This window comes from Pseudomonas sp. ANT_J12 (genome assembly GCF_008370045.1).
Taxonomy (GTDB): domain Bacteria; phylum Pseudomonadota; class Gammaproteobacteria; order Pseudomonadales; family Pseudomonadaceae; genus Aquipseudomonas.
In genome coordinates this window covers 194,835-206,931 of sequence record NZ_VOBN01000008.1, presented here as the reverse complement: position 1 = coordinate 206,931, position 12,097 = coordinate 194,835, and the positions used below count along the sequence as shown (strand labels likewise).

Annotated in this window: 11 protein-coding genes; 2 read left to right on the top strand and 9 right to left on the bottom strand. The window is 59.0% G+C overall.

Annotated features, from left to right (window positions below; genetic code table 11):
• Positions 1 to 495 precede the first annotated feature (495 nt).
• The 8 genes from FQ192_RS18870 to FQ192_RS18835 form a co-directional block, all read right to left on the bottom strand.
• Positions 496 to 1,257: a secretin N-terminal domain-containing protein gene (locus FQ192_RS18870; protein WP_149659918.1), complete on the bottom strand. Its 762-nt coding sequence runs from the start codon at positions 1,255 to 1,257 to the stop codon at positions 496 to 498.
• A gap of 235 nt (positions 1,258 to 1,492) precedes the next feature.
• Positions 1,493 to 1,918, bottom strand: coding sequence for a GNAT family N-acetyltransferase (locus FQ192_RS18865; RefSeq protein ID WP_133838672.1), 426 nt, complete (start codon positions 1,916 to 1,918; stop codon positions 1,493 to 1,495).
• Complete coding sequence (locus tag FQ192_RS18860; RefSeq protein WP_149659917.1) at positions 1,911 to 3,080, bottom strand: cupin domain-containing protein; 1,170 nt, start codon at positions 3,078 to 3,080, stop codon at positions 1,911 to 1,913. The genes FQ192_RS18865 and FQ192_RS18860 overlap by 8 nt, the downstream gene beginning before the upstream one ends.
• Before the next feature lie 86 nt (positions 3,081 to 3,166).
• Positions 3,167 to 4,537, bottom strand: a complete 1,371-nt coding sequence (purB, locus tag FQ192_RS18855; protein ID WP_054614119.1) for an adenylosuccinate lyase — start codon at positions 4,535 to 4,537, stop codon at positions 3,167 to 3,169.
• Between the two features lie 126 nt (positions 4,538 to 4,663).
• Entirely contained in the window at positions 4,664 to 5,287 is a 624-nt protein-coding gene (hflD, locus tag FQ192_RS18850; protein WP_054053662.1) for a high frequency lysogenization protein HflD, read from the bottom strand.
• Positions 5,284 to 6,429, bottom strand: a complete 1,146-nt coding sequence (mnmA, locus tag FQ192_RS18845) for a tRNA 2-thiouridine(34) synthase MnmA (protein ID WP_149659916.1) — start codon at positions 6,427 to 6,429, stop codon at positions 5,284 to 5,286. Before mnmA ends, hflD begins: the two co-directional genes overlap by 4 nt.
• A gap of 59 nt (positions 6,430 to 6,488) precedes the next feature.
• On the bottom strand, positions 6,489 to 6,935 hold the full coding sequence (locus tag FQ192_RS18840; RefSeq protein ID WP_149659915.1) for an NUDIX hydrolase: 447 nt from the start codon (positions 6,933 to 6,935) through the stop codon (positions 6,489 to 6,491).
• A 176-nt stretch (positions 6,936 to 7,111) separates the two neighbouring features.
• On the bottom strand, positions 7,112 to 9,337 hold the full coding sequence (locus FQ192_RS18835; protein WP_149659914.1) for an NADP-dependent isocitrate dehydrogenase: 2,226 nt from the start codon (positions 9,335 to 9,337) through the stop codon (positions 7,112 to 7,114).
• Between the two features lie 493 nt (positions 9,338 to 9,830).
• On the opposite strand from FQ192_RS18835, the gene icd reads away from it, so the two are divergent.
• Positions 9,831 to 11,087 (top strand): NADP-dependent isocitrate dehydrogenase, encoded by a 1,257-nt coding sequence (gene icd, locus FQ192_RS18825; protein ID WP_010458895.1) that lies wholly within the window; start codon positions 9,831 to 9,833, stop codon positions 11,085 to 11,087.
• Positions 11,088 to 11,168: 81 nt separating this feature from the next.
• On the opposite strand, the gene cspD is transcribed toward icd, so the two are convergent.
• Positions 11,169 to 11,459 (bottom strand): cold shock domain-containing protein CspD, encoded by a 291-nt coding sequence (cspD, locus tag FQ192_RS18820; protein WP_149659913.1) that lies wholly within the window; start codon positions 11,457 to 11,459, stop codon positions 11,169 to 11,171.
• 225 nt (positions 11,460 to 11,684) lie between these two features.
• On the opposite strand from cspD, the gene clpS reads away from it, so the two are divergent.
• Positions 11,685 to 12,068 (top strand): ATP-dependent Clp protease adapter ClpS, encoded by a 384-nt coding sequence (gene clpS / locus FQ192_RS18815; protein WP_020799529.1) that lies wholly within the window; start codon positions 11,685 to 11,687, stop codon positions 12,066 to 12,068.
• Positions 12,069 to 12,097: the final 29 nt, after the last annotated feature.

Genomic DNA, 12,097 nt, shown 5'->3' with positions numbered 1-12,097 from the left:
ATAAACCTCGTCGCATAGGTCTTGGGTGGAAAATTCCTGCTCCTGCCGGTTACGCCTATCAAGGAAGCGTAAAAGGCTGCTCGCTGACCAGAAGCTTAGGCGGTCAAGTCGGATTTGGCGGGGATGGCGACGGGATGAACGATGGGCTCGAGGGGAAGTGAGCAGGTAAGGGCGAACTGGCGGGCGCATTCGGGCATCGTGGGCCTTGGTGCGAACATCAGAGTGGTGCCGGGTTACCTAATTACGCTTCCGTCCCTCGGGACAACTTCGTTCCAGTCGGCAACCTCGTCAAACACACCTTGTGGGCGGTACAGACACGAAGCGTCTCGCGGGGTAGATGCGAGCGGCGCCTCGAAGGCCCTTGCCAGGGCCCCTGATTAGCGGGAGCGAGGCCATCATGCCTTTGCTTTTTTGGATCGTCAAACATTTTGTAGTGCTTTTTTTCAAGCACTACATCTTTAGTCTAATAAGACTTATCAGTCAGTTTTTGGTGCTTTAGTCCAGGGTGTCGACTTTCACCCGCAAGGTCATGTCATCCCGGCCCTGAGTAGAGTAGCTGCGGGTCTGGCCCTGTTTGTCGGCCTGAGTCTGGCGATTCACGCCGGCCAGGGTGATCCACTCGCCCAGACGCCCCGTGACAGTTGTGTCGGTACTTTGCACATTCACTACATCGGGACGTTCCTGGCTCATACGGTCACGATTGGTGCTGATCGCCAGATGAACGATGTCGCCGGTAACGCTGGCGGTGACGTAGAAGCCTTGGGTGACGTTGCGGTATTCGGTCTGGCTCTGCAGGCGACCGTAGGTATCGGTCTGCGTGCTGGTCAGCGGGACGCTCTGGCCGACCTGGATCAGCGCCGGCGTGCCTTCACTGGCCTGCACCTGCTGAATGCCGCCGTCACGGCTGTCGGTGCTGCGGTTGATGATCCGAGTCTGGTTCGGTTTGGCACCGTTCACCGAGTAGCCCTGGTCACCCTGGAAGTTGTTTTCGTTGGTGTCGACTGTGATCAACAGGCGTTTGGCGGCCACGTCGAGTTGGCTGATCAAGGCCTTAAGTTCGTCGATCTTGCGTTGATCGGCATTGACAATCAGTTGGTTGCCATAGGCGCTGACCTGGCCATCCTTGCCGATAAAATTCTGCGCTACCGGCAGCATATCGGTGCTGGTGCGGTAGTTCAGGGGCACGATCTCGGTGGCGGCCATGACCGAAAAACTGCAGGTCAGCAGCAACGTGGTGAGCAGGGTGCGTAGGGACATGTCCGTTATCTCCGCTTTCGAAAGGCTTGATATTGCCAGTTTGTCGGCCCGGGGTGGGGCAAGTTGAATCCTGGACAGCAAAACGCCCCGACATCCGAAGATGGCGGGGCGTGATCGTTCCCACGCTCCGCGTGGGAATGCAGCCCGTGACGCTCTGCGTCACCTGCCGCGATGGGACGCGGAGCGTCCCGAGAGGCATTCCCACGCGGAGCGTGGGAACGATCAGTGCAGTGTCTCAGGCCGAATGCCGAACCATGTCCACATGCGGAATCCCGGCTTCCAGGAACTCCTCACTGACCAGGCTGAAGCCCAAACGCTCATAGAACGCCGTGGCCTGCACCTGCGCGCTCAGCTTCTGCTGCTTCAGCCCGCGCTTTTCGGCTTCACCGATCACCGCTTGCATCAGCGCATCGCCAACCTTCAAGCCGCGCCAATCCTTCAGCACCGAGACCCGGCCAATATGCCCGTCGGGCAGCAGGCGGGCGGTGCCAATCGGAAAGTCGCCTTCGAAAGCGAGGAAATGCACAGCTGTCGCGTCATCGGCATCCCATTCCAGTTCAGGTGGAACGGATTGCTCGGCGATGAACACCGTCTCACGAATGCGCCGGATCTCGGCGATGTCCTTCTGCCAGTCTGCGACACGAACGTGGATTTTATTCATCAGCAAACCCCAGGCTGCCTTGCTTGACCAGCTCGCACAGCAGGCCGCGGCCGTCTTCGTCCTTCAGCCAGTCGCCGAGGTTATCGGTGTGCAGGGCGTCGGCGGCGCAGATCAATTTCAGCAGCTCGCGCAGTTTGCCCGGCAGGTAACGGCTCTGGCCGCTGGCGAACAGCAGCAGGTCGTCATCGACTTCGGACCAGGCCATGCGCGCGCTCGGGTTGCGAATCAGCACGGCGCCTTGTTCCAGGCTCGCGAGGAAGTCTTCTTCCTCGATTTCTTCCGGACCGACCACCAGTTCCGGGTAGCGCGGCTCGGTCATGTACTGGCCGAACCAGGTCAGCAGCAGGCGTTCGTCGCTCATGTGCTCGGCCAGCAACGCTTTCAAGCGATCAAGGGCGTCGTGCTGAATCTGGTGCGGATCGACCGCCGGCAGGGCGTCAGCATCGGTGTAGCGCTCTTCATCGGTCAGGAACTGGCTGAGGAAGTCGGTGAAGTGGGTCAGCACTTCAGAGGCGCTCGGGGCGCGGAAGCCGACCGAGTAGGTCATGCAGTCATCCACCGCAACGCCGCAATGGGCCAGGCGCGGTGGCAGGTAGAGCATGTCGCCCGGCTCCAGGACCCACTCGTCGGTAGCTTCGAAGTCGGCGAGGATGCGCAGGTCCGCGTGTGGCAGCAGCTTGCTCTCGGAGTCGCACATCTGGCCGATCTTCCAGTTGCGCTTGCCGTGACCTTGCAGCAGGAACACATCGTAGTTATCGAAATGCGGGCCGACGCTGCCACCCGGGGCGGCGAAGCTGATCATCACGTCGTCGACGCGCCAGCTCGGCAGAAAGCGGAAGTTCTCCAGCAGTTCGCTGACTTCTGGCACGAACTGGTCGACCGCTTGCACCAGCAGGGTCCATTCGGTTTCCGGCAACTTGCTGAATTCGTCTTCGGCAAACGGGCCGCGACGCATTTCCCAGGGACGCTCGCCGTGCTCGATCACCAGGCGCGATTCAACTTCTTCTTCCAGCGCCAGGCCGGCCAGTTCGTCTGGATCGATCGGGCTTTCGAAATCAGGGATCGCCTGGCGGATCAGCAGCGGTTTTTTCTGCCAGTAGTCACGCAGGAATTCGCGCGCCGTGATGCCGCCCAGAAGTTGAAGAGGAATATCAGGATTCATGTGTAACCTATTGAAAAAATGCACTTTTCAGACGGGAATAAAAACGCCCGGCGCTGCCGGGCGTCTCAAAAGGGTCAAGCGGTCGATCAGATGCGTTTGGCTTGCTCTACAGCGTTGCCGATGTAGTTCGCCGGGGTGAGCAATTTCAGCTCGGCCTTGGCCGCGGCTGGCATGTCCAGGCCGTCGATGAAAGTTTGCAGTGCTTCAGGGCTGATGCCTTTGCCGCGCGTCAACTCTTTCAGCTTCTCGTACGGGTTTTCGATGTTGTAGCGGCGCATCACGGTCTGGATTGGCTCGGCCAAGACTTCCCAACATGCGTCCAGGTCAGCAGCGATTTTCTGAGCATTGAGCTCAAGCTTGCTGATGCCTTTGAGGCTGGCTTCGTACGCGATCACGCTGTGGGCGAAGCCGACACCGAGGTTACGCAGTACGGTGGAGTCGGTCAGGTCGCGCTGCCAGCGGGAGATCGGCAGCTTGCTCGCCAGGTGCTGGAACAATGCGTTGGCGATACCCAGGTTGCCTTCGGAGTTTTCGAAGTCGATCGGGTTGACCTTGTGCGGCATGGTCGAGGAACCGATTTCGCCAGCGATGGTGCGCTGTTTGAAATAACCCAGGGAGATGTAGCCCCAGATATCACGGTCGAAGTCGATCAGGATGGTGTTGAAGCGCGCAATCGCGTCGAACAGCTCGGCAATGTAGTCGTGCGGTTCGATCTGCGTGGTGTACGGGTTGAAGCCCAGGCCCAGCTCGTCTTCGATAAAGGCGCGGGCGTTCTCTTCCCAGTCGATTTCCGGGTAGGCAGAGATGTGTGCGTTGTAGTTGCCGACAGCGCCGTTGATCTTGCCCAGCAACGGCACGGCAGCGACCTGGGCGATTTGACGCTCCAGACGGTAAACCACGTTCGCCAGCTCTTTGCCCAAAGTGGTCGGGGAGGCCGGTTGACCGTGGGTGCGCGACAGCATCGGCACGTCAGCGAAACGGATCGCCAGTTCACGGATGGCTTCGGCGGTCTGGCGCATCAGCGGCAGCATCACGTCATCACGGCCTTCGCGCAGCATCAGGGCGTGGGACAGGTTGTTGATGTCCTCGCTGGTGCAGGCAAAGTGGATGAACTCGCTGACTTTGGCCAGTTCCGGCAGCTTGGCCGCTTGCTCTTTGAGCAGGTATTCGATGGCTTTGACGTCGTGGTTGGTGGTGCGCTCGATCTCTTTGACACGCTCGGCGTGCTCCAGAGCGAAGTTGTCCGCCAAGGTGTTCAGCACCGCGTTGGCTTCGGCGGAGAACGCCGGCACTTCGCTGATGCCTGGGTGAGCGGCCAGGCGCTGGAGCCAGCGCACTTCAACCAGAACGCGAGCACGGATCAGGCCGTATTCGCTGAAAATTGGGCGCAGGGCCTGGGTTTTGCCGGCGTAGCGGCCGTCAACAGGGGAAACCGCAGTGAGCGAAGAAAGCTGCATGGGGTGTTCTCGGACAGTCGGGCAACGAAATGGGGCGCGTATCATACATGAAAAAATCCGCCGGTCCGTTGCCAACTGACCGGCGTATTACGCGTTACAGATCTAAAGCAGTGTTGCGGGCGCGGTTCAGCTGCTGCGCATCAGCGGGTAAAGCTCTTTGAGCAACTTGCGACGGCTGATCACCAACTGCCAGCGATGACCGCCCAACTGTCGCCACAGGCGCGCCGAACGAATCCCGGCCAGCAACAGGGCGCGGATCTTCGAGGCGTTGCTCGGTTGCTGCAGGTTGCGCATGTCGCCGTGGACCTGGATCCGTTGGCGCAGGGTGCTCAGGGTATCCTGGTACAGCGCGCCGCAAGCGGCGATCACGTTTTCGTGGGCCGGGCCGAAGTGTTCGACCTGGGACTGGATCTGCGGCAGACGCTTGCCGATCACGCCGAGCATGTCGTCGCGCTTGGCCAGTTGACGCTCAAGACCCAGCATCGCCAGGGCATAACGCAGCGGCTCACGCTGCAAGGTGCTCGGGTCGCGTTCCAGGGCGCCGATCAAGGCGCGATAGCCTTCGCGCAGATTGATGTCGTCGCCGCCGTAGACTTCCAGGGTGTCCTTGGGGTCGCGGATCAGCAGGCTACCGAGCATGCAGGTCAGGCCGGCTTCGCTGGTCTGGCCGCTCTTGGCGATCTTGTCCACCAGCACTGCGGCGAGGAACACGCCACCGAGTGCCGTCAGTTGCTCCTGAGTGGGGCTCATTGCTGTGCGCCTTGCGCAGTGTCTTTGCTGGTCCATGGCTCGGCGATTTCGATCACGCCGCCGCCGAGGCAGATTTCACCGTCGTAGAACACCACGGATTGGCCTGGAGTGACCGCGCGTTGCGGGTCATCGAAGGTCGCGCGGTAGCCGCTGGCGGTTTTCTCCAGCGTGCACGGCTGGTCGCTCTGGCGATAACGCACTTTGGCGGTCAGTCGGCGCGGTTCGCTCAGATCGATTGGGTTGACCCAATAGATGTCCGAGGCGAGCAGGGCGCGGGAGAACAGGTACGGGTGGTCATTGCCCTGGCCAACGATCAGTTCGTTGTTGACCAGGTCCTTGATCAGCACATACCACGGCTCGTCACTCGCGTCTTTCAAACCGCCAATACCCAGGCCCTGGCGCTGACCGATGGTGTGGTACATCAAGCCGTGGTGACGGCCGATGACTTCGCCTTCGGTGGTCTTGATCTCGCCTGGCTGGGCCGGCAGGTATTGCTTGAGAAAGTCGCTGAAGCGGCGTTCGCCGATAAAGCAGATCCCGGTGGAATCCTTTTTCTTCGCGGTGGCGAGTTCGTGTTTCTCGGCAATCGCGCGCACTTCGGGCTTTTCCAGCTCGCCGACCGGGAACAGGGTCTTGGCGATTTGTTCACCGCCCACGGCGTGCAGGAAGTAGCTCTGGTCCTTGTTCGGGTCCAGGCCCTTGAGCAGTTCGGTGCGGCCATCGATGTCGCGGCGGCGTACGTAGTGGCCGGTGGCGATCAGGTCGGCGCCGAGGATCATGGCGTAGTCGAGGAACGCCTTGAACTTGATCTCGCGGTTGCACAGGATGTCCGGGTTCGGCGTGCGACCGGCCTTGTATTCGGCCAGGAAGTGCTCGAACACGTTGTCCCAGTACTCGGCGGCGAAGTTGGCGGTGTGCAGCTTGATGCCAATTTTGTCGCACACGGCCTGCGCATCCGCCAGGTCGTCCATGGCAGTGCAGTATTCCGTTCCATCGTCTTCTTCCCAGTTCTTCATGAACAGGCCTTCCACCTCATAACCCTGCTCGATCAGCAGGAGAGCGGAAACGGAAGAGTCCACGCCGCCGGACATGCCGACAATGACGCGCTTCTTTTGTATGTCAGAAGGGGCTGGATCACGCATAGGGATTCAATGAGTGTCTTGAAAAAGGACGCGATTCTAACAGGCCGAAGCCCGCAAGGCTAAAGAGAAGGGCAGATCAGTTCGAGACTGAAGTGTTTACCGTCCAGATAATCATCGATGCAGCGGATGATCAGCTCACTGCGCCAGTTTGCGCGCTGTTCCATGAGTTCGCCACGGGTCAGCCATTTGGCGCCGAGGATACCGTCGTCCAGTTGATAGTCGGGGTGGTGTTTGATGGCCTTGGCGGTGAAGCAGACCCGTTGATAGGTCACGCCGTTGCTCGGGGCGGTGTAGAGGTAAATGCCCACCACGCCGGTTGGCTCGACGTCCCAGCCGGTTTCCTCGAGGGTTTCGCGCACGGCGGCTTCGATCAGGGTTTCATCCGGGTCAAGGTGGCCGGCGGGCTGATTGAGCACCGCTCGTCCGCCCTTGGATTCTTCGACCATCAGGAAGCGGCCATTTTCTTCGACAATGGTGGCGACGGTGATGTGGGGTAGCCAGGTCATGAAATATCCTCCGGTCGAAAATCTGTAGGAGCGAGGCTTGCCCGCGAAGGCGGTGTGTCAGTCGACATCATCGTTATTGACACACCGCCTTCGCGGGCAAGCCTCGCTCCTACAGGAATAGGGGTGGAAACAGAAACCCCGGCACTGGGCCGGGGCTTCTTTGCATCCTTACAACCTTAAACCAACGCGGAGATCGCGGCGTTGAAGGTGTTGCTCGGGCGCATGGCCTTGCTGATCAGCTCGGCATTGGCGTGGTAGTAACCGCCGATGTCCACTGGCTTGCCCTGAACGGCGTTGAGCTCGGCAACGATGGTCGCTTCGTTCTCGGTCAGGGTTTTTGCCAGCTGACCAAACTGCGCTTGCAATGCAGTGTCTTCGCTCTGGGCGGCCAGGGCTTGTGCCCAGTACAGCGCCAGGTAGAAGTGGCTGCCGCGGTTGTCGATGTTGCCGACTTTGCGCGATGGCGACTTGTTGTTGTCCAGGAACTGGCCGGTGGCCTGGTCCAGAGTCTTGGCCAACACCAGCGCTTTAGGGTTGTTGTAAGTAACACCCAGATGCTCAAGGGACGCGGCCAGGGCCAGGAACTCGCCCAGGGAATCCCAGCGCAGGAAGTTTTCTTCCAGCAACTGCTGAACGTGCTTCGGTGCCGAACCGCCGGCGCCGGTTTCGAACAGACCACCGCCATTCATCAGCGGGACGATCGACAGCATCTTGGCGCTGGTGCCCAGTTCCATGATCGGGAACAGGTCAGTCAGGTAGTCGCGCAGTACGTTGCCGGTCACCGAGATGGTGTCCTTGCCTTCGCGGGTGCGCTGCAGGGTGAACTTCATCGCGTCGACTGGCGCCATGATCTGGATATCCAGGCCGGCGGTGTCGTGATCCTTCAGGTAAGCCTGAACTTTCTCGATCACCACGCCGTCGTGTGCGCGCATTGGGTCCAGCCAGAAAATAGCCGGAGTTGCGCTGGCCCGAGCACGGTTGACGGCCAGTTTGACCCAGTCCTGGATCGGCGCGTCTTTGGTCTGGCACATGCGGAAGATGTCGCCGGCTTCAACCGACTGTTCCAGCAAGGTGCGGCCAGCACCGTCGGAAACCCGGACCACGCCGTTGCTCTTGATCTGGAAAGTCTTGTCGTGGGAGCCGTACTCTTCGGCTTTTTTCGCCATCAGGCCAACGTTTGGCACGCTGCCCATGGTGGTTGGGTCGAAAGCGCCGTTTACCTTGCAGTCTTCGATGACGGCCTGGTAGATGGTGGCGTAGCAGCGATCCGGGATCACAGCCTTGGTGTCGTGCAACTGACCGTCAGTGCCCCACATCTTGCCGGAGTCACGGATCATGGCCGGCATCGAGGCGTCGACGATCACGTCGCTCGGCACGTGCAGGTTGGTGATGCCTTTGTCGGAGTTGACCATGGCCAACGACGGACGAACGGCGTAGACCGCCTGGATGTCCGCTTCGATCTGCGCTTGCTGCTCGGCCGGCAAAGCCTTGATGCGAGCGTACAGGTCGCCGATGCCGTTGTTCAGGTTGAAGCCGATCTGCGCCAGCACGTCAGCGTGCTTGGCCAGTGCGTCTTTATAGAACTCAGCAACGATCTGGCCGAACATGATCGGGTCGGAGACCTTCATCATGGTGGCTTTGAGGTGAACCGACAGCAGCACGCCTTTGGCTTTGGCGTCTTCGATTTCGGCGGCGATGAAGCTGCGCAGGGCGTTTTTGCTCAGCACGGCGCAATCGAGGATCTCACCGGCTTGCACGGTGGTCTTTGCTTTCAGGACGGTGGTGGTGCCGTCTTGAGCGATCAGTTCGATTTTGACGGCGTCAGCGGCGTCGATCAGGGCAGCTTTTTCGCTGCCGTAGAAATCGCCGGTGCTCATGTGCGCAACGTGGGACTTGGAGTCCGCAGCCCAGGCGCCCATTTTGTGCGGGTGCTTGCGCGCATAGTTTTTAACCGACAGCGGCGCGCGACGATCGGAGTTGCCTTCGCGCAGGACCGGGTTCACGGCGCTGCCCTTGATCTTGTCGTAACGCGACTTGGCTTCTTTGTCGGCCTCGGTGGTTACGGTTTCCGGGTAGTCCGGCAGAGCGAAGCCCTGGGCTTGCAGTTCTTTGATGGCGGCTTGTAGCTGCGGAACCGAGGCGCTGATGTTCGGCAACTTGATGATGTTGGCTTCAGGCGTAACGGCCAGGTCGCCCAGTTCGGCGAGGTGGTCGGCTACGGCTTTGTCACCCAATTGCTCGGGGAAGCTGGCCAGGATGCGCCCTGCAAGAGAGATATCGCGGGTTTCCACGGCGATATCAGCGGAGGCGGTGAAAGCCTCTACGATAGGCAACAGTGAATAGGTGGCGAGGGCTGGGGCTTCGTCGGTGAAGGTATAGATGATCTTCGAGCGGGTGGGCATATTCGGATTAACTCTCTTCTTTGCTAAAGCGTGCGCAGAAAACTCGAGGGGCGCCGGGTAAGCGCGTTCGTTCAAAGTCATCCATGAGCCGAATGTCGAGGTTTCTTCGCGGTGATGTTGGGTGCATCAGTCGAGCGTCAAGCGGGTGGGCTGCGGTAACAACCCGGCTTCAATCTGGCTGAAAGTCTCGTAATAGAGAGCTTGGCCTTTGTGACCCTTCGGTCAGCGGCGGCATTATACATAGGTAGCTGGCAATCTGCCGATGGTTCATATGCAACGATTCTCGTCCATTGGTCTAAAGGTCGCAGGCGAGGGGGCGGCGTAGAGTCTTGCACCGTGCTTGAGTTTGGCGCTTTTCCCTTTGCTTTCAGGCTTGTAGATCGCGAACTGCACAGCTTTGCGGCAGATGGGTGGAACATAGGGTTTGCGCGCCGATTTAACTGGGGTACGCTCGAACGAAGCCAGATGTTCAATCCAAACAATGGAGTTCAGCATGGGATACAAGAAGATTCAGGTTCCAGCAGTCGGCGACAAAATCACCGTCAACGCGGACCATTCTCTCAATGTTCCTAACAACCCGATCATCCCCTTCATCGAAGGTGATGGTATTGGCGTTGATATCAGCCCGGTCATGATCAAGGTTGTCGATGCTGCTGTGAAGAAGGCTTACGGCGGCGAGCGCAAAATTTCCTGGATGGAAGTCTACGCCGGGGAAAAAGCGACTCAGGTTTACGATCAGGACACCTGGCTACCTCAGGAAACCCTGGACGCAGTCAAGGATTACGTGGTTTCCATCAAGGGCCCTCTGACCACTCCGGTCGGTGGCGGCATCCGTTCGCTGAACGTGGCCCTGCGTCAACAGCTCGACCTTTACGTCTGCCTGCGCCCGGTGCGCTGGTTCGAAGGTGTGCCAAGCCCGGTCAAGAAGCCAGGCGACGTCGACATGACGATCTTCCGCGAGAACTCGGAAGACATCTACGCCGGCATCGAGTGGAAGGCCGGTTCGCCGGAAGCGACCAAGGTCATCAAGTTCCTGAAAGATGAAATGGGCGTCACCAAGATCCGTTTCGACGAAAACTGCGGCATCGGCATCAAGCCGGTTTCACTGCAAGGCACCAAGCGTCTGGCGCGCAAGGCGCTGCAATATGTGGTCGACAACGACCGCGATTCGCTGACCATCGTGCACAAAGGCAACATCATGAAGTTCACCGAAGGTGCCTTCAAGGAATGGGCCTACGAAGTGGCGGCTGAAGAGTTCGGCGCGACCCTGCTCGACGGCGGTCCGTGGATGCAGTTCAAGAACCCGAAAACCGGCAAGAACGTCATCGTCAAGGATGCCATCGCCGACGCCATGCTCCAGCAGATCCTGCTGCGCCCGGCCGAGTACGATGTCATCGCGACCCTGAACCTGAACGGCGACTACCTCTCCGACGCCCTGGCGGCCGAAGTGGGCGGTATCGGTATCGCGCCGGGTGCCAACCTGTCCGACACCATTGCCATGTTCGAAGCGACTCACGGGACTGCGCCGAAATACGCCGGCAAGGACCAGGTCAACCCGGGTTCGCTGATCCTGTCCGCCGAAATGATGCTGCGACACATGGGCTGGACCGAAGCGGCTGACCTGATCATCAAGGGCACCAACGGCGCAATTTCCGCCAAGACCGTGACCTATGACTTCCACCGCTTGATGGAAGGCGCGAAGCTGCTGTCTTCTTCCGCGTTTGGTGATGCGCTGATTTCGCATATGTAAGCGAGTTCACGCACGACAAAAACCGCCCGATTCAGTGATTGAGTCGGGCGGTTTTTTTATGACTGGATGAGGTGTGCAGATTTACGCTGTAACGGTCTGCTGCGTGGCGGGCGCGGCGACCGGGGTAGCGTCTTCAGGCGCGCCAATATTGATCGCGTGCAGCCCTTTTGGTCCCTGAATGATGTTGAAGGTGACAGCTTGACCGGCTTTCAGGGTTTTATAACCATCCATCTGGATAGCCGAGTAATGGGCGAATAGATCTTCGCTGTGGCCATCCTCGATGATAAAGCCATAACCTTTGGCATTGTTAAACCACTTAACCTTACCTTTCGCAGTGCCTTTGATCTTCTCGTTGTCCTTGACACCTGACATACCCATATCCCTCTGCAACAGACTCCATCACTGGAGTATCATCCAGTACATCCGCAGTCTAATCTCACAAATAAGATTGACTCCGCGGACCTTTTTTACCCACTGTGGGCTCTATTGGTTGTAACACCGTTTTCCCGATAGTCAAGGTGACCGGGCAGTCGGAGTTGAAATCGTTGATAGCCGCCCCCACCACTGTATTTGCACAACTGACGAACCTTTCTTTCCATGCATGCAATCAGCCAGATTCGACTAACATTCAATCAGGATCGCCCGACTCTCCAAAAGGATCGCCCGGAGGAACACGACGACGATTCCGCAGGCATTGCTGTCCAGGAGGCCAAGCCTGCTTTACAGGCGCCGCCGATGTACAAGGTGGTTTTGTTTAATGATGACTACACACCGATGGATTTCGTCGTCGAAGTGCTCGAGGTGTTTTTTAACCTGAATCGCGAGCTGGCGACCAAGGTCATGCTGGCCGTCCACACAGAAGGACGGGCAGTATGTGGAGTGTTTACCCGCGACATCGCCGAGACGAAGGCCATGCAGGTCAACCAGTACGCCAGGGAAAGCCAGCATCCGCTACTCTGTGAAATCGAGAAGGACGGTTAATCGCCGACCACTTGGGTATGAGGTGAAGC

Bases quoted from the DNA above. Each gene is read 5' to 3' on its own strand.
- clpS (WP_020799529.1), top strand. From the start codon at position 11,685: ATGCATGCAATCAGCCAGATTCGACTAACATTCAATCAGGATCGCCCG.
- hflD (WP_054053662.1), bottom strand. From the start codon at position 5,287: ATGAGCCCCACTCAGGAGCAACTGACGGCACTCGGTGGCGTGTTCCTC.
- FQ192_RS18860 (WP_149659917.1), bottom strand. From the start codon at position 3,080: ATGAATCCTGATATTCCTCTTCAACTTCTGGGCGGCATCACGGCGCGC.
- purB (WP_054614119.1), bottom strand. From the start codon at position 4,537: ATGCAGCTTTCTTCGCTCACTGCGGTTTCCCCTGTTGACGGCCGCTAC.
- cspD (WP_149659913.1), bottom strand. From the start codon at position 11,459: ATGTCAGGTGTCAAGGACAACGAGAAGATCAAAGGCACTGCGAAAGGT.
- FQ192_RS18865 (WP_133838672.1), bottom strand. From the start codon at position 1,918: ATGAATAAAATCCACGTTCGTGTCGCAGACTGGCAGAAGGACATCGCC.
- FQ192_RS18870 (WP_149659918.1), bottom strand. From the start codon at position 1,257: ATGTCCCTACGCACCCTGCTCACCACGTTGCTGCTGACCTGCAGTTTT.
- icd (WP_010458895.1), top strand. From the start codon at position 9,831: ATGGGATACAAGAAGATTCAGGTTCCAGCAGTCGGCGACAAAATCACC.
- FQ192_RS18835 (WP_149659914.1), bottom strand. From the start codon at position 9,337: ATGCCCACCCGCTCGAAGATCATCTATACCTTCACCGACGAAGCCCCA.
- mnmA (WP_149659916.1), bottom strand. From the start codon at position 6,429: ATGCGTGATCCAGCCCCTTCTGACATACAAAAGAAGCGCGTCATTGTC.
- FQ192_RS18840 (WP_149659915.1), bottom strand. From the start codon at position 6,935: ATGACCTGGCTACCCCACATCACCGTCGCCACCATTGTCGAAGAAAAT.